We start from the raw sequence: 17,392 nt of genomic DNA on the forward strand, positions 1-17,392 counted from the left end.
GACCGCCGCAGCCGAGCTCAAATTCGTCCGTGCACGTCGCCAGTAGGCGATGACGGATTGGCGGCGGCCCCGATTTGGAATGCCATCCTCACTGGATGGCGCAAGCCGGATGCGCCAGACCCCGGCAGGAACGCTACGACGTCGGACACAGTTCCAGCTGCCGCGGATGTACCGGTGCAGTGCTGAACCGAGGCGGCCTGTTTACTGGCGCCAGCGCCCCCACCAGACAGAATGACGGCTCCAGCAACCGTAATGCTGGGGCCGTTGCTGCACCTCATAAAGGCGTCACGCCCGGGGCGAGCCGCTATTCGCAGCGTGGCTTTAGCCTGATCGACTGTAGCAGGCTGTCCAGTCCGTTCCCGCCGCAGTTTTTTGCTTCGACAGTTCGTCTCGGCCTTCGTCCTGGAGGGTTTGATACTGCTTGCCGGTCACCGCCTGTTTTCGTGACTTAAGTTTAGGATCCGTCGGATCGTGCCAGTGTCGAGGGATGATGGGCGGAGCCGGTTCCGGTTTTGCTACTTGAGGCGACGGTGGCGCTACCAAAGCGATCGAGGCGGGAAGCTGAGGCGAGGCGGGCTGCGCAGGCGGAACCTTCACTGCGCTCATGACTGTTTCTTGTTCGGCGATGAGCGGAAGCCGATCGGCTTTCCCGGCGGTCTCAGCGACTGGATAGTCATCGGCGCGAGGCTCTGGTGCAGGATTTCTCCCGAGTGCTGCAACCGCACCCATTTCGACCAGGCCAATTACTCCAACCGCTAAAATTCGGATCCACACGAATGGCTCCTGACCAACGCAATGAACGGCAAAGCTTCCGAAAAACCGCAGCCTTTCGCCGAATTTTGCTCAGAATAAGGCGGCTAAGGTATTGGCAGATATAATAAAATGAGAATGCGATGGACTCGTCGCGCGTCGCCAAGTCAGCGCGATCCGATATCGACGGGTTGTTCACGCCTCAGCGGCGGCAGTTTCGGCTTCGGCGGACGATCCTTCGCGTTCTTGTGGTTGAAGTGTCCGCGCGTTGGCATCGGGATCCTATACCTTTTGCAAACCACACGCAGCGCTCGCTCCGAGATGCTGAGGTCACCAGCAACGCCGGCCATTGTTCTTGCGCCAGACGGCGCGCGAAAAGCTTACCCCGGTGAGAGGCATCTGCTTGCGGCAGATCAGGCGCAAGCTTACCCGTCTTTCGCCAGCCGCTCGTGGTCAGCCATGATGCGGCGTTGAACCAGCACCGAACCTTGCTGAGCGGCGATCCGCTGTGCTTCGGCGAGGTCGTCAAGTCCGCCCGTGCTGTCACCGGACTGCAGCCGTAACAGGCCGCGCAACCGGTGAAACTCGCCAGCGGTCCAGCGCTCGCCGGTATCGATCTCCTCGGCGATGCCCGCGAGCGCCGCCAGTCCGTCCTGCGGACGGTTTGCCCTGACACAACCGCCGGCAAACACCACGCACCACGCCGACAGCGAGGGCAAACGCTCGGCGATCATTCGTTCCATGCCGTGCTGCGCCAGACGGAACCCCTTTTCGACCATCCCCCGACGAATCTCGGCTACGCCCGCCAGCAGATCGGCGTGTGGCCGCCAGTAAGGCAGGTCATGCTGGAGCGTCAGGTCCCGCAACCGCGTGGCGTGGAAGGCAAGATTGTCGGCGTCCTCCATCAACGCGGCGAGCAGTCCGCCGGCGAAAGCGGTTGTATGGCAGATCGTTTGGTAGTGACCGCTCGCTTCGGCGTCGTCGAGCGCAGCCTTTCGCCACATGCCGGCTCGTTCAGCGTCGCCAAGCATAGTCCAGGCTTCGGCAAGCCCGACCTTGATGATGACGGCATGAACCGTGGCGCCGATCCTGTTCAGCGCATCGTTGTGCAATTCGGGATCGAACATTCCTTGAAATTGGTCGAATTCGGCGATCGCTGCTGCGAACTCGCCGCGGAACAGCAAGGTCGTGCCCATGCAGCGATGCGCGATCAGCCTATCCAGCGTGTTACCATGCGCTGCTATTTGCGCGATCTGGCGCGCTACTTCGAGCCGCACATCGGTCTCGTTGAAGCGGGCAATCCAGTTCAGGAACAGCGCCGGAACGATGCGATCGCCGCCGCCAATGCGCGCCGACAGTTCGACGGCATGCGCGATTTGCCGCTCGACCTCGCGTGCGCCGTAGCCTCGTGCTGCGATGAGCGGTCCCAGAATGCCGAGGCGCAAGTCGAATTCGCGGACGTCACGCTCGCGGCCAGCTGGGAGTTTTGAGGTCTGCTCCAGCGCCGCCGTGAAATGTGCGACCGCCTCCATGGCTGCCGAACGCCGCGCGGCATCGCGGCCCGCCCTTTCCAGATAGATGATGGCGGCGGAATGGTCGCCGGCTTCCGCGAACTGGTGCGCCAGCACGTGCGGCATGCTGTCGGCAATCGCGGGAAATTCCGCCTCGATCGTGTTGGCAATTAGCTTGTGGACGCGCACCCGGTCGCGCCGCAGCAGCAGATGATAGGCGGCGTCGCGGAGCAACGCGTGGCGGAAATCGACGGCATCGCCAAAGCCGCTGGGGCGCATGACGAAAATGCCACTTCCGACCAGCCGCTCAATGCTCGCCCGCGTAACGTCCGCGCCGAAAGGTGACACAGCGATCAAGAGATCGAGCGGGATATCGCGCCCGATCGCGGCTGCAAGCTGTGCGGTCTCGCGGCCATTCTCGAGCAGATCGAGCCGCGCCAGCAGGATTTCGTTCAGCGTGACCGGAATGTCAGTCGCATTCGTCGTGCCGGGGGACGCGTCCTCCATTGCCTGGAGGCTGCGGGCCAATTCCTCGGCAAAGATCGGAATGCCGTCCGAGCGCGCCACAATCGCATCGACTACACTCGTTGGCATTCTGCGCTCGGCTGCAATGCAGTTAACAATCCTCCGGATCTCGTCGGGCTGCAGCCGCACCAACTGCATCATGCTCGCGCCCGAACGCTCTGCCCATTGCGGGATCCGCTCCTGACGCATGGTCGCAACCAACAGTACCGGGAGACTGCAGATCATGCCGGCCAGCTGTTCCAGCCATTCGTTGGTTGAGGGATCCGCCCAGTGCACGTCCTCGATGACGATAATGGGACTGTCGTGCGAGATCGCCTCAACGATATCAAGCAGCGCCGCGATGGTGCGCGCGCGGATTTCCGTGGGCGCAAGCCGCAGCAACAGCTTGCGGTCGCTGCTCTCGCGCCGCGACAGCTCGGCGATCAGCGCCAGCCGTTCGGGCGTTGCCTGGCCGAGGCCGCGCAGCAGTTTGTCGAGCTTGTCCAACTGGCGCACATCGGCATCGGGCGCCTCGACGCTGGTCATGTAGTCGAAATAGCGGGCGATCGGATGAAATGGCCGGTTTGTGTGGATCGGCGAGCATTGCAGCACCACGCGTTGTTCCGGCCTGATCTCAAGCCGGCGGTGCATCTCCTCGATCAGCCGGGACTTGCCGATGCCGGCCTCGCCAGTGATGACGACGATCTGGCCTTGGCCGAGCAGAGCAGTGGCGGCGAAGTCAACGAGTCGGGAGACCTCATCCTCGCGACTGATCATCGGCAGGTTGATCGCGCCGTGCACGGCTTCGAAGCGGGTCGCTCCCCAGTGCTCGCCGAGTACGCGGTAGGCGTTGAGCGGCGCGTCGAAGCCCTTCAGGCTTCGCGGGCCGAGATTGTGCAGGCGGAATTGTCCGCCGATGAGTTTTGCGGTCGTTTCCGCGATAAGTACTTCGCCGGCCAAAGCTTCGCCTTGCAGCCGTGCGGCAAGGTTGGGTGCCTGGCCGACCAGCGAGTCCCGCTCAATGGCGGCATCCCCGATCAGGTCTCCGACGACTACCAACCCGGTCGCAATCCCGATCCGAGCTTCTAGTCGATCTCCGTTCGGTGTGACCAGCTTGCCGATCCCCTCGGCGAGCATCAGCCCGGTGGTGACGGCACGCGCCGCATCGTCCTCGTGTGCACGCGGATAACCGAAGGTCGCGAGCACGCCGTCCCCGACATAGCGCAGCACGTGTCCGCCATAGCTCTCGATCAAAGTGGCGCAAGTGTCCTTGTAGCTGGTGAGGAGCTCCAACACGATCTCGGGGTCGAAATCAGAGGAAATTCTAGTGTAGCCGACGAGGTCACAGAACAGCGTCGTCACTTGCCGTCGTTCGGCGATCGCAAGTGGCCGCGGTAGGGCCGCGGGGACGCGCGGGGCAGGCTTTTCCTTCGGCTCAGGTCGCTGCACCTCCACCGCAAGCCTTGCGATCGCGTCGAGCAGCCTGCGGCGATGACCAACCGACGTAACTCCGAGTTCGACAAGATCTGTCGATGTCAGATGTGCCAAATCGCCAGCACCGATGTCGTTGTCGAGGAACGCCTGTAGGTAGCTGGACAGCTCTAGCTGTTGCAGCCACCCACTGACAAAATCCGCGCTCGGTCCGTTCGATTTGGGCATATCGTCTATTGCGCCTCACCGTTCTCACAGACGATCTGCCGCTTCACCATGAGGGATTGGGGCGTCGAGTTTTTGTGTCTGTCCGTTCAACGATGATGCTACTCATCTGAAACTCAACCAAGTTGTTGATTTTAAAGAGGCAAATTTGGCGTTTTGTCTAAGCGCGTTGAAATCATTGCATAATCAAGCAGGTTCTTGATTCCGCCAGTCGCAATGGGCAGAGGCGAGGCTTTAGGCCAAAGATTGCGGATTCTACCGCAGATTCCCTCCGTGTGGGGAGAGGCCGGGCGGACTCCTGACCGCCCCTCATCCTCTCGAGCTGAGCGTCCAAACAGCCGCCTTTTGGTTCAAATTCGCTGCCGCTCCATTCCGACAAACGGAAAACCCAGTGTGGGTTCAATGCGGGTTGGGCGGCCCAGTTATCGGAATGAGCGTTGATTTTGCAGCGAAATCATACGCGTCCTAATCAGCGGCTGTGTAGGCCCATGGTCAGAGCTTAATCAGGGCGCTATGCAGAAGATTGAAGCTGATACCGTAGATCCGCCGAGTGTGGGGAAAGGCGGTAGCGCTCTCCTGACTCGAACCCCCGGCGCCTCATCTTGTAGGTTCTCGCGAGGTGCGCGCATTTGCTACCGGGCCATTCCGACAATTGGAAATCCAATTGTGGGTTCAATGCACCTTCAACGAGGCGTTTGTCGGAATGGCCCTTGGTCTTACAGAGAAAATCATTCGCCTCTTAATCAGCGGGTCCCAGGTTCGAACCCTGATTGCCCACCACGGAAAAGACCTTCTTTTCCAGTGCCTTCGCAGGATCGCGGCCGCGGTCGACGGCTAAACGCGTCGCGTGCGCCGCTTCACTTTGATTTGCTTCACTTGGCGAACGTCAGGCGATCATGCGATCGCTTGAATCGAGCTGGAGAAGACGCTCGGCGGCCGGTGCAGGCCATAATGGTCGCGCAGTGTCGTGCCGGCGTAGTCATCGCGGAACAGGCCGCGCTTGCGCAGGATCGGGACGACCTGCTCGGCAAAGACGTCGAACCCACCGGGCAGCCAGGGCGGCATGACGTTGAAGCCGTCGGCGGCGCCGTTCTCGAACCAGGTCTGGATGTTGTCGGCGATCTTCTCCGGCGGCCCTGCAATCACCCAGTGGCCGCGCGCACCGGCCAGGCGCTGGACGAGCTGGCGGATCGTCGGCTGCTCGCGATCGACGATGTCGACCACCAGCTTGAAGCGGCTCGCCACGCCGCGCGCACCTGTCGTGTCGATCAGATGGCGTGGGAACGGACCGTCGAGGTCGAAGCCGGAGAGATCGAGCCCGATCATCTGGCGCAGCTGGGTCAGCGAATATTCCGGCTGGATCAGTTCATTGAACTCGTCCTGCAGCCGATCCGCTTCGGCTTGCGTACTGGCGATGAAGGGACTGATGCCCGGCAGGACCTTGATCTGATCGGGACTGCGATCGAAGGCACGGGCTTGCCGCTTGATATCGGCGTAGAACTCCTGGGCGCTCGCCAGGGTCTGATGTGCCGTGAAGATGGCTTCGGCAAAGCGCGCGGCAAAGGCGCGGCCGTCGTCGGACGAGCCGGCCTGCACGTAGACCGGCCGTCCCTGCGGTGTCCGCGATATATTGAGAGGGCCGCGGACGCGAAAGTGCTTTCCGGCGTGATTGATGTCGTGGATCTTGTCGGTGTCGGCGAAAACGCCTGAGACGGGATCGTTGATCAGTGCGTCGTCTTCCCAGCTGTCCCACAGCCTGGTGATGACATCGAGATATTCGCGCGCGCGCTCGTAGCGTTCATGATGCGGAGGATGTTCGGGCAGGCCGAAGTTCTGCGCCGCCTGCGCCGTGCTCGTCGTCACGATGTTCCAGCCGGCCCGGCCGCCGCTGAGATGATCGAGCGAGGCGAATAGACGCGCCAGATTGTAAGGCTCGGTGTAGGTCGTCGACGCGGTCGCGATCAGGCCGATGCGACGGGTGGCGACTGCGATGGCGGCAAGCCAGGTGATCGGCTCGAAGCGGAAGCGCTGGGCATAGCGGACATTGTCGGCGAGCGCCGGCCCATCGGCAAAGAAGATCGCGTCGAACTTGTGCGCCTCGGCCTTCTGCGCCAGCTCCTGATAGTAGGTGACGTCGAGGATCCGCTCCGCAGCCGAGCCCTTGTAGCGCCAGGCCGCTTCGTGATGGCCACCCGGATAGATGAAGAGATTGAGAGAAAGCTGTCGATCGCTCATGCCTGCGGCTCGCGGAATGTTGGGGTGGTCAGTTGCCGGTTGACGGCTTGTGTGCAAACGCGAAACGCAGGTAGCGCTCCAGAGGCAGCCCTTCCTGGGTTCGTTTCGTTTCGACGAGGCGGGCAAACGCGCCGCGGATCTGTTCGCGTTCGGATGGTGAGAACGCCTCGAGGAAGTTGCCGAAGGCGCTGGCTTCCGACCATCGGAGCAGCGCATTGACGTCCTCATGCACGTCGGTCAGCGTGCGCAACTCGCTGCGGTAAGCGACGAAGCCGCCGGCTGCGAACAGTGACCTGAGTTCCTCGTCGGTCAGGCCGAGCACCGGATTGGAATCCTGGCGATGATCGGCGAGTCCGGTCTCCGTGATGGCCCGGCGCAGCAGCACGCGGGACTGATGCGGACGGGATGGGTCCTGCACGTTAAGCCCGAGGCGGCCGCCGGGCTTGAGCACACGATGGATTTCCTGCAGGGCGCCGCGCTTGTCGGCAATCCAATGGAAGACGCTGTTGAGATAGACCGCATCGAATTGGCCGTCGTCGAAGCCTGAGAGGTCTTCGGCCCGGCCCGTGCTGAATTGAAGATGATCCGACTGCCGAAGTCGCGCGATCTCGATGCGGCCGGGGAGCGGGTCGATCCCGATCACCCGGCCGTTCGGTCCGACCAGGCCGGCGACGAATTCGGCGAGGCGGCCGGTGCCTGTCCCGATATCGAGCACATGCTCGCCGGTCCTGATCGCCAATGGCCCGATCAGGAACTTGCCGTGACGGAACTGAACCAGCCCCGCTTCATCATAGGAGCGAGCCAGTTCAGGCGTATCGTGTTCGAGGCTAATGACACCACTCATCTGCGGCGTGTCCTATCGATGATTGCAGCGCTGTGTGCACTTCGGCGTGCGAGCGATGCATTGACTCTACGTCGGTGATCGCAAGCCTGTCGATGAAATGAACTTGCATTGTTGCGTCGGAAGCCAGCATGAAGCTTGTGAGTTGATCGGCGATGATAGACGAGTGCATCCGTCGCGAAGAAATCAGCAGGCCGCTCGTGCCGTTCTTGCCTGTCAAGCGCTTCAGTCGTTCTGGTCGCGCACGCTGAAACGGCGAGGAAAGCGACGATCGTCGCAAATATTTCAACGGCTGCGTCGGCCACGAAGCGATCATTGCTCGCCGCGGAAAACAAAGCTGGTTTCGTTTCATTGACTGGCGATCGATCGCTTTTACGATTTGCAACGTCAAAGCGAGGCCGATCATCATGCCGCAATCCGACCCCGACAGTGTTGCCCGTGAGGCGTTGCGCCTGATCGGACCCGATCCGCAAAACTGGGTGCCCGATCTGGACGGGATCGATCACAATGTGGTCGTCGTCGGCGGTGGACAATCCGGCTCGGCGTTTGCGTTCGCGCTTCGGCGGGCAGGGATCGGGAAGGTCTCGGTGATCGATGCCGCGGCCGGCGGGACCGAGTCGGGCGTGTGGTTGACGAGCGCGCGCATGCATAAGCTTCGGACGCCGAAGTCCCTGCCGGGCCCGGAGCTTGGTCTGGCCGGTCTCGGGTTCCAGGCGTGGTACGAGGCGCGTTACGGTGCAGCCGCCTATGACGCGCTCGATCGCATCCTGCGGCTCGACTGGGCGGCCTATCTCGATTGGTACCGCAAGGTCACCGGTGTCGCGGTCCGTTACGCGACGCGGCTGGTTCGGATCGAACCGGCGGGAGGGCATCTGCGGCTGCATCTGGAGCAAGGCGGTCGCGTGACGGTCGAGACCGCGCGGAAGCTGGTGCTTGCGACCGGCTTTGCCGGAGGTGGCGGCGCCATTATTCCGGACGCGCTGCGCAATCTGCCGAAACAGATTCATGCGCATACTTCCGAAAGGATCGACTTCAGGTCGCTGAGGGGCCGATCGGTCGCGGTGATTGGAAGCGCCGCGTCGGCGTTCGACGCCGCCGCCGTCGCGCTGGAAGCCGGAGCGCGCGACGTTCACCTCTATGCACGGCGCGAGACGCTGGCCTCGCTCCCGGTGATCCGGATCCGCGGTTATCCGGGCGCCTACGACAATTACGGGGCGCTGCCGGATGCCGTGCGCTGGCAGCAGGCGATCCGCTTCCGCGGAGCAGGCTCGACTCCGCCGCCCGATGCAATCTCGCGCGCCGTCGCGTTTCCCAATTTCCATCTCCATCTCGGCGCGCCGTGGCAGGCGGTGTGGCTCGAGGGCGGGCGTCCCGTCGCGGTGACGCCGCAGGGGGAATTCGGTTTCGACTTTGCCATCGCCGGTACCGGATATGCCGTGGACCTCGGCGCGCAGGCCGAGCTTCGCGACTTTGCGGATGAGATCCTGCTGTGGCGCGACCGCTTCACGCCGCGTGACCAGGAAAGGGATGAGACTCTCGCGGCATATCCCTATCTGGGATCGGGGCACGAATATCTGGAGAAGGAGCCCGGTCGCGCGCCGTTCCTGAAGAACATCCATGTCTTCAACCCGGCGGGCTTCGTCAGCTTCGGCCTGCCGGTCGGCGATGTCCCGAGCTTCAAGCGCGACATTCCCGCGGTTGTGGCGCGGATCAGCCGCGATCTGTTCCTGGCCGATCTGGCGGCGCATGAGGCGCGCATCAATGGACCGATCGCCGACGATTTTGCTGCCGAGCTTTATGCGCCGGCGGTCTGGCGTCCACCCGAGCACGTCGCGGCCGAATAGAGCCCACACCATCAAGCCGGTTTGCAAGCCGGTCCGTTTGTCTCCGCCGTCGTTCCCGCGACCGGCGCATGGCGGAGCCTTGTCCTGGGAGATCGCGGTGAGAGCACGATCATGAGCAACACGACTGTCATCGATAACGTCATTCCGCGCGCTGATATCGTCAAGCGTGCGGCGAGGCTCGGAGCGGAGATCAGGAATGTCCAGCTGTCGGGTGATCTGTCCGACGAGGTGATCCGCGCCATCAACCAGGTGCTGCTCGAGCACAAGGTGATCTTCTTCCGCGACCAGCAGCATCTCGACGATTCCGAGCAGGAACGCTTTGCGGTGCGGCTCGGCAGGCTGGTGCCGCATCCGACGGTCGGCACGATCAAGGGGACATCCTCGATCCTGGAGTTGGACTCGGGACGTGGCGGCGGCCGCGCCGACCAATGGCACACCGACGTGACGTTCGTCGATGCCTATCCGAAGATCTCGGTGCTGCGCGGCGTGGTGATCCCGCCCTATGGCGGCGACACCGTCTGGTCGAATACGGCCGCGGCCTATCTCGACCTGCCGGCGCCGTTGCAGCGGCTCGCCGACGAGCTTTGGGCCGTTCACAGCAACGCCTACGACTATGCCGTCAAGGCGCGCGCAAGCGAGGCCGACCGCAAGCACTTCGATGAAGTATTCACCGGCACGATCTACGAGACCGAGCATCCTGTGGTGCGCGTTCATCCCGAGACCGGCGAGCGGACGCTGGTGCTCGGCAATTTCGTGCAGCGCTTCGTCGGTCTGCCGAAATATGACGGCCAGAAGCTGTTCGACCTGTTCCAGTCGCACATCACGGCGCCGGAGAACACGGTGCGCTGGAGCTGGAAGGCCGGCGACGTCGCGATCTGGGATAACCGGGCGACCCAGCACTATGCGGTCAATGACTATGGCGATCTGCACCGCGTGGTGCGCCGCGCCACGATCGACGGCGAAGTGCCGGTATCGATCGACGGTCGCCACAGCGTGACGCGCATCAAGGCACCGAAGCAGCAGGCCGCGAAGGCGGCATGATCCGGTTGGATCGAGGGGAGTTGTGAACATGAATGCATTGATCCGAATCCTGCGCGCCCGGCGTTTTGCCGCGCGCGCGGCCGCGCGCCTGATGCTGACCGGCGCCGTGGCGCTCGGGCTGGCGGCTCCGGCCTTTGCCGAGCCACCGCTCGAGAAGACCGAGATTCGCTACCAGGGTTGGGCCGGCCAGGTGACGTTCACTGAGCTCGCCGAAGACCTCGGCTATCTCGCGCCGCTGAAGCTGAAATGGGTCGGCAACACCATCAGCGGACCGCAGGACATCCAAACCGTCGTCACCGGCGACATCGACATCGGCGGTGCGTTCTACGGCGCCATTCTCAAGCTGATCGCGGCGAAGGCGCCGATCAAGGCCGTGGTCGGCTATTACGGCTCCGACGCCAACACCTATCAGGGCTACTTCGTCAAGGACGACAGCCCGATCAGGACGGCGCGCGACCTGATCGGCAAGAAGGTCGCGGTCAATACGCTGGGCGCCCATCTCGAATTCGTGCTCCGCGAATATCTGGCACGCAATGGCCTCAGCGCCAGCGAGGCGAGGCAGGTGACGCTGGTGGCTATACCGCCGGTGACCAGTGAGCAGGCGTTGCGCCAGGGCCAGGTTGAGGTGAGTACGCTCAGCGGCGTGTTGCGTGACAAGGCGTTGGAGCGGGGCGGCATCCGTTCGATGTTCAACGATACCGATCTGTTCGGCCAGTTCACCGGCGGCGCCTATGTGCTGCGGGACAAGTTCATCAAGGACAATCCCAATGCTTCGCGCAAGCTGGTCGAGGGCATCTCGCGGGCGATCCAATGGGCGCAGACCACGCGGCCGGAAGAAGTCCGGGCCCGTTTCGAACGGATCATTGCCGAACGCAAGCGCAACGAGGACGGCTCCTCGATCAAGTACTGGAAGAGCACTGGCGTCGCGAGCAAAGGCGGCGTGATTTCGGATGCCGAGATCCAGGTGTGGATCGATTGGCTCGTGAAGGATGGGCTGTTCAAGCCCGGCCAGATCAAGGCCTCCGACACCTACACAAATGAGTTCAACTATTTCCGTCCGGGCAAGACGGCGGAGGCGCGATGACGAGCCCGGTCAAGATCCGTTTCGAGCAGATCTGCAAAGAATTCGTCACGCGAGGCGAGGGCGGCCGCCCTGCGGGCCGTTTCACTGCGCTGGAAGACATCACGCTCGATGTTCGCTCGGGCGAATTCCTCGCTCTAGTCGGACCGAGCGGCTGCGGCAAATCCACCTTGCTTGATTTGCTCGGTGGCCTGACGGCGCCGACCAGCGGCCGCATCCTGCTCGATGGCCGGCCGATCACCGGGCCGGGACGCGACCGCGGCATCGTGTTTCAGCAATACGCGCTGTTTCCGTGGCGGACCGCGGCGCAGAATGTCGAGTTTGGGCTCGATATCGCCGGTCTCAAGGCGGGGCAGCGGCGCGAGGTTGCGCGGCACTTCCTCGACCTGGTCGGGCTGTCCGGTTTTGCCGACCGCTACCCGCACGAACTCTCCGGCGGCATGAAGCAGCGCGTCGCGATCGCAAGGAGCCTCGCTTACGATCCGGAGGTGCTGCTGATGGACGAGCCGTTCGCTGCGCTCGATGCACAGACGCGCGAAACGCTGCAGGGCGAACTGCTGCGGATCTGGCGCGCCACCGGCAAGACCATCGTCTTCATCACCCACGGCATCGACGAGGCCGTGGTGCTCGGTCAGCGTGTCGCGGTGATGACGTCGCGCCCGGGCCGGATCAAGCAGGTTATCGAGATCCCCGACGTGCTGCGCAGCGAGGCCGAAGACGTGCGTTCACTGCCGGAATTCGGCCACGTCAGGCATGAGATCTGGAGCCTGCTGCGCGAGGAAGTGCAGAAGGCCCAGCAGGGACAGTTGGCCGGCGGCGCGCGTCGCACCGACCGTGAGGTGGAGGAGGCTGCGCATGTCTAGTCTGGAGATGTTGACCTTGCTGGAGCTCGGCTATGGCCGGCGAGAGACTGGCGCGGACGGCCAGGCATCGGCGGCGGTTCGGATCCGCGCTGCCCTTCGCCGGCTGGCCACCGTGGGTCGCCGTTCCCTGCTGCTGATTGCCCTGTTGGCCGCCTGGGAGGCAGTGCCGCGGCTCGGGCTGATCGATGCCGTGTTCCTGCCGCCATTCTCGGAGGTGATCGCGGCCGGCTGGCAGCTTGCGCAAACCGGCGAGCTCTACGACGACATCTCAGCCAGCCTGCTGCGCGCCCTGAGCGGATTCCTGATCTCGGTCGTGTTCATTGTCCCGCTCGGGCTCGTTGTCGGCTGGTACAGCCGGCTCGGCGATCTCCTGAACCAGTTCATCGAGATCTGCCGTAACATGGCTCCGCTGGCACTGCTGCCCGTGTTCATTCTGCTGCTCGGGATCGGCGAACTGTCCAAGATCACGATGGTGATCTATAGCTGCGCCTGGCCGCTGCTGCTGAACACCATTACCGCGGTGAAGCAGGTCGATCCGCTGCTGATCAAGTCGGCGCGGACCATGGGCGCGACGCCGCAGCAGCTGTTCCGCAAGGTGATCCTGCCCGCCGCGCTTCCGACCATCTTCGTCGGGATTCGCCTCGCCAGCGCGTCGGCCATGCTGGTGCTGGTGGCGTCCGAAATGGTCGGCGCCAAGGCCGGCCTCGGCTATCTCATCATCAACAGCCAGTACAGCTTCCTGATCCCGCAGATGTATTTCGGCATTCTCGGAATCACGGTGATCGGTCTGGCCTTCAATGCCGTTCTCGAGGCGATCGAACGGCACTTCATGCGCTGGAAGGCGCCGGTGGCCAATTAGGAGGAGGCGTTGCTGCCGCCCGGCGTGTTGCGCGCGGTGGCCTGGGTCACCACACTGTTCGGCGGCACGTCCCGGGTCAGCCAGACATTGCCGCCGACGGTCGAGCCGCGGCCGATCGTGATGCGGCCCAGGATGGTGGCGCCAGCATAGATCACCACGTCGTCCGCGACGATCGGATGACGGGCGTCGCCCTTGATTAGGCTGCCTTCGTCGTCGGTCGGGAAATGCCGCGCGCCGAGCGTAACGGCCTGGTAGATCCGGACATTGTCGCCGATGATCGCGGTTTCCCCGATCACGACGCCGGTGCCGTGATCGATGAAGAAGCCCGAGCCGATGCTGGCGCCGGGATGAATATCGATGCCGGTCCTTGCATGCGCGATCTCCGCCATCAGGCGCGCCACCAGCCGCGCCCCGAGCCGATACAGAAGATGGGCAAGTCGGTGGTGGATGATCGCGGTCATGCCGGGATAGCCGATCAGGATCTCCGGAAAATTTCGCGCCGCCGGATCGCCGACAAAGGCCGCGCGCAGATCGTTGACGAGAAGCCCGCGCACTTGCGGCAATTGCGCGGCGAACGCGCGCGTCAATTCGACGGCGTCGTGGCGCTGGAAACCCGGTTCAAGCTCGTCGCCGACGAACAGCGCCGCGCGGTGGATTTGCGCGTGGAGCGAATCCAACGCGATGCTCAAGGTATTGCCGACAAAATAGTCGATATTCTCGCCGTCGAGATCCGATTGGCCGTAGTGCCGCGGGAACAGCGCCTCGGTCAGTCCGTCGAGGATCGCTTCCAGCGCATCGCGCGATGGGGCGCGCCTTGGATCGCCGTCCCGCCGAATGCTGTGGGTGTCTTCCCTGGAGACGCGCAGCTCGGCGACGATCCGGTCGAGCTGCCAGCGGCCCGGCGGGCTGCCGGCAACGCCGGCCGATGACGGTGGCGATTGCGGCGGCATTTCGCGCTTCATGGTGTGCCTCTCCTGTCCTAGCGGACGTGGGCCAGCGGAATACTGACTTCGGCGAGCAGATCGAGATCAGCCTCGTGATCGATCTGAACATACCGTCCGTTCCAGTAGGTGAGGCCGGACAGGCGGTGCGACACGTCCATGCTTGAAAGCCGACCCACGATGATGCCGTGAGAGTGCCGCTCGATGATCTCCTCCACCTGGCATTCGACCGTGGCAAGCGAATGGTCCAGCAACGGGATGCCGGAAGCGCCAGGGGTCCAGGCCGTTCCGTCGAAACGCTGGCTGCCCTTCAGGCGGCTGTTGCTGAACCGTTCCGCCAACGCCTGCTGGTCCGAGCCGAGAATGTTGACGCCGAAGAGCCGGTGGCGGGCGATCGGCTCGAACGTAGAGGCCTGCCGGTTGATGCTGACCAGGAGCCGAGGCGGCGAGGCACTGAGCGACGTCAGCGAGGTGACGGTCATCCCGGTGATGTCATCGCCGCTTCCCGCCGTGATGACGCAGACGCCGCCGGCGAGGCGGCGCATCACCAGGCGAAACTGCAGCTCGATCTCGTGATCCGCGTCGACCAAATGGATGTCCGGCTTGCTCATCGGGTCTCTCCCTTTTGTCGCCGCCGGATCTGCTTCCGATCAGAAGAAGCCCTTGGCGGGTAGCGGCGTGCCGCTGATCTCATATTGCCCGATCGAGCGGGCCTTGAAGTTGTTCGGGTTGTGCGAGGCCAGGGTCCGCGCGTTGCGCCAGTGGCGGTCGAAATTGGTCGCCTTCTTGGTGGCGGACGCGCCGCCGACATCGAACAGCAGGCTGCCGCTGCGGATCGCGAGCTCATCGGCGACAATCTTGGCTTTGGCCGAGAGCAGCGCGGCCTTGTGCGCGGCGTCGACGGCATTGGCATCGCCGGCGTCGAACGCATCGGTGGCGGCGTCGAGGGCCTCTGCCGCCGCGAGCACCACGGTCTCGGCCGCAAACGCGCCGCTGGCGATCTGGCCGACGGTCTGCTGCAGCAACGGGTCGTCGACCGGAGTCTCGCTCGGTGCATAGTAGAACGTCCGCTTGCGCGATCGCACCAGTTCGGTCGCGTCCTGCAGCACCGCGCGCGCGATGCCGGCGTTGATTGCGGTCAGGAACAGCTGCGCGAACGTGTTGGAGTAGGGAATGCCGTAGCCGGCGTCAGGCGCATCGAACACCACCTCCTGGCGCTTGACGCGCACGTTGCGGAAGTGCGTGGTGCCGGTTGCGGTCAGCCTCTGGCCGAGCCCGTCCCAATCGTCGATCAGCTCGATACCCTCGCGCTTGACCGGGATCAGCACCGCCGCATTGGCGCCTGCCGTATCGGCCGCGCGCACCAGCACATAGTCGGAATAGAGCGTGCCGGTGCTGTAGTATTTGGTGCCGTTGAGCAGATAGTCGTCGCCATCGGCGGTCAGTGTGGTGTTTGGCGTGACATTGCCGACCTTCGGGGTATCGAGTTCGGTGGCCGCGAGCCCGATGATCGCGCCGTCGGTGACGGCCTTCTGCCACTGCCGGTGCTGCTCGTCCCTGGGACGGCGCACCAGCCGTTCGACCACGCTGAAATGGTTGCGCAGGATATGCGCGACGTTGGCGTCGGCGGCGCCGAGCCGGATCACGAGTTCGAACAGCGTGCGGATCGACGCGCCCGCGCCGCCGACATCTACAGGAAGCCGTAGTGCGCCCAGACGCGCCTTGCGAATGAGATCGACCTCGGCGAAGGGCAGGATACGTTCGCGCTCGCGTTGACCGGCGCCCTCGGCGATGCGGCTCAGCAGCGCATCGATGTCAGGGGATTGGCTATCCAGGCGATCGGACGGCTGCAACGAGGTGGCGGATACGGGCTTGTTCATGGATGTCGGCCTGGAATGATGATCTTTGTCAGTTGCGCATTCGACTGCGGTCGAACTGGGATCGTTCAGATGACGCAAACTGTCCCACGATTTTTCGCCAACAGAAATAGAGCGGTATTTCAATTGTCGTGAGATTTGGAGTTTTCTGATTTGTCCGCGCGCGCGGCGCGGCAAGGAAAATCTTTTGATGTGACGTTGCTTGATCTCCAGCCGCGTCTTCGTGAAAAGCAAAGCGACAAAGCGCAATTCGGAGATCGCCAATGACGATACGACCGCTTCGCTTCGGGATCTGGGCGCTGGTGCACGGTTCGCGCGCTGCCTATCAAGATCCCGAGGAGCCCTATGATGCATCGTGGGAACGCAATCGCGACCTCGTGATCGCGGCCGAAAGGCTCGGCTACGACTCCACGCTCATCGCGCAGCACACCATCAATCCGCATCAGGAGGATCTTGATCAGCTCGAGGCCTGGAGCGCCGCCGCCGCACTTGCCGCGCTGACCAGCCGGATCGAGATCATCGCCGCCATCAAGCCCTATCTCTATCATCCGGTCGTGCTGGCGAAGCTTGCGCTCGGGATCGAGAACATCAGCCGCGGCCGCTTCGCGATCAATCTGGTCAATGCCTGGAACCGGCCCGAGCTCGACAAGGCCGGCATCGGCTTTGCGGAGCATGACGCCCGCTATGCCTACGGCCGCGAGTGGATCACCGTGGTGTCGCGCCTGATGCAGGGTGAGCGGCTGACCTACAAGGGTGAGCATTTCGATGTCAGGGACTATTTGCTGCGGCCTGGCAGCCTCTACCGGCCGCGGCCATTGATCTATGTCGGGGGCGAGTCCGAGCCGGCGCGCGCCCTGGTTGCCGACCACGGCGATGTCTGGTTCATCAACGGACAGCCGCTCGACGACGTCGCCGGCCTGATCGCCGACGTGGCTGCGCGGCCGCGAGCCACGGCACCGCTGCGCTTCGGGCTTTCCGCCTTCGTGATCGCGCGCCAGACCCGGGCCGAGGCCGAGGTGGCCTACCAGCGGCTGCTCGATCTCTCCAGATTGGATGCGCCGATCAAGGCGATCCAGAAGCAGAACACCGATCCCAAGGTGGTGATGATGCAGACGATGCAGAAGTCGGCGCGGGTCGGCAGCAATGGCGGCACGGCTGCGGGATTGGTCGGGAGCTATGAAGAGGTGGCGGCCCGCATTCGTGGCTTCCATGCCGCCGGCATCGAGCTCTTCATGTTGCAGTTCCAGCCGTTCGAGGCGGAGATGGAGCGCTTTGCGAAGGAGATCATCCCGCGCGTTCGTGCGAAGTTACCCGCCGCTGGCGATCCGGCACAGCTGGCCGGCTCGCGCTGATGCGTCAGGCGCTCGTGGCGGGCGCCGGGTGTTGCGC

The 17,392-nt window shown here is 63.5% G+C and carries 13 protein-coding genes; 6 read left to right on the forward strand and 7 right to left on the reverse strand.

The features are described 5' to 3' along the window. Positions 1 to 1,175 precede the first annotated feature (1,175 nt). The 4 genes from BraRD5C2_RS12790 to BraRD5C2_RS12805 all read right to left on the reverse strand — a co-directional run bounded on the left by BraRD5C2_RS12790 (position 1,176) and on the right by BraRD5C2_RS12805 (position 7,906). Complete coding sequence (locus tag BraRD5C2_RS12790; protein ID WP_223968858.1) at positions 1,176 to 4,424, reverse strand: adenylate/guanylate cyclase domain-containing protein; 3,249 nt, start codon at positions 4,422 to 4,424, stop codon at positions 1,176 to 1,178. An 891-nt stretch (positions 4,425 to 5,315) separates the two neighbouring features. After that, positions 5,316 to 6,656 (reverse strand): LLM class flavin-dependent oxidoreductase, encoded by a 1,341-nt coding sequence (locus BraRD5C2_RS12795; RefSeq protein WP_223968860.1) that lies wholly within the window; start codon positions 6,654 to 6,656, stop codon positions 5,316 to 5,318. Positions 6,657 to 6,684: 28 nt separating this feature from the next. Beyond that, the gene (locus BraRD5C2_RS12800) at positions 6,685 to 7,500 is read right to left on the reverse strand and encodes a class I SAM-dependent methyltransferase (protein ID WP_223968862.1); all 816 of its coding nucleotides are present in this window, start codon (positions 7,498 to 7,500) and stop codon (positions 6,685 to 6,687) included. Continuing rightward, entirely contained in the window at positions 7,484 to 7,906 is a 423-nt protein-coding gene (locus tag BraRD5C2_RS12805) for a hypothetical protein (RefSeq protein WP_223968864.1), read from the reverse strand. The genes BraRD5C2_RS12800 and BraRD5C2_RS12805 overlap by 17 nt, the downstream gene beginning before the upstream one ends. Here BraRD5C2_RS12805 and BraRD5C2_RS12810 point away from each other — a divergent pair. The 5 genes from BraRD5C2_RS12810 (at position 7,905) to BraRD5C2_RS12830 (ending at position 13,185) form a co-directional block, all read left to right on the forward strand. After that, on the forward strand, positions 7,905 to 9,341 hold the full coding sequence (locus BraRD5C2_RS12810; RefSeq protein WP_223968865.1) for an FAD-dependent oxidoreductase: 1,437 nt from the start codon (positions 7,905 to 7,907) through the stop codon (positions 9,339 to 9,341). The genes BraRD5C2_RS12805 and BraRD5C2_RS12810 overlap by 2 nt on opposite strands. A 111-nt stretch (positions 9,342 to 9,452) precedes the next feature. Next, positions 9,453 to 10,382, forward strand: a complete 930-nt coding sequence (locus BraRD5C2_RS12815) for a TauD/TfdA dioxygenase family protein (RefSeq protein ID WP_223968867.1) — start codon at positions 9,453 to 9,455, stop codon at positions 10,380 to 10,382. A gap of 28 nt (positions 10,383 to 10,410) precedes the next feature. Continuing rightward, positions 10,411 to 11,466, forward strand: a complete 1,056-nt coding sequence (locus tag BraRD5C2_RS12820) for an ABC transporter substrate-binding protein (protein WP_223968869.1) — start codon at positions 10,411 to 10,413, stop codon at positions 11,464 to 11,466. Beyond that, positions 11,463 to 12,326, forward strand: coding sequence for an ABC transporter ATP-binding protein (locus tag BraRD5C2_RS12825; RefSeq protein WP_223968872.1), 864 nt, complete (start codon positions 11,463 to 11,465; stop codon positions 12,324 to 12,326). The genes BraRD5C2_RS12820 and BraRD5C2_RS12825 overlap by 4 nt, the downstream gene beginning before the upstream one ends. After that, positions 12,319 to 13,185, forward strand: coding sequence for an ABC transporter permease (locus BraRD5C2_RS12830; protein WP_223968874.1), 867 nt, complete (start codon positions 12,319 to 12,321; stop codon positions 13,183 to 13,185). The genes BraRD5C2_RS12825 and BraRD5C2_RS12830 overlap by 8 nt, the downstream gene beginning before the upstream one ends. Here BraRD5C2_RS12830 and epsC read toward each other — a convergent pair. The 3 genes from epsC to BraRD5C2_RS12845 are packed head-to-tail and all read right to left on the reverse strand — an operon-like array spanning position 13,182 to position 16,006. Next, on the reverse strand, positions 13,182 to 14,147 hold the full coding sequence (epsC, locus tag BraRD5C2_RS12835) for a serine O-acetyltransferase EpsC (protein WP_374707987.1): 966 nt from the start codon (positions 14,145 to 14,147) through the stop codon (positions 13,182 to 13,184). The genes BraRD5C2_RS12830 and epsC overlap by 4 nt on opposite strands. A 17-nt stretch (positions 14,148 to 14,164) precedes the next feature. After that, positions 14,165 to 14,737 (reverse strand): flavin reductase family protein, encoded by a 573-nt coding sequence (locus BraRD5C2_RS12840; protein WP_223968876.1) that lies wholly within the window; start codon positions 14,735 to 14,737, stop codon positions 14,165 to 14,167. Between the two features lie 39 nt (positions 14,738 to 14,776). Then, positions 14,777 to 16,006 carry an acyl-CoA dehydrogenase family protein gene (locus BraRD5C2_RS12845; protein ID WP_223968878.1) on the reverse strand — a complete coding sequence of 410 codons (1,230 nt, stop codon included), beginning with the start codon at positions 16,004 to 16,006 and terminating at the stop codon, positions 14,777 to 14,779. 260 nt (positions 16,007 to 16,266) lie between these two features. On the opposite strand from BraRD5C2_RS12845, the gene BraRD5C2_RS12850 reads away from it, so the two are divergent. Beyond that, entirely contained in the window at positions 16,267 to 17,355 is a 1,089-nt protein-coding gene (locus BraRD5C2_RS12850) for an LLM class flavin-dependent oxidoreductase (protein WP_223968880.1), read from the forward strand. The last annotated feature ends 37 nt before the right edge of the window (positions 17,356 to 17,392 follow it).

Origin of the sequence: Bradyrhizobium sp. RD5-C2 (assembly GCF_019972155.1) — a bacterium.
Taxonomy (GTDB): Bacteria; Pseudomonadota; Alphaproteobacteria; order Rhizobiales; family Xanthobacteraceae; genus Bradyrhizobium.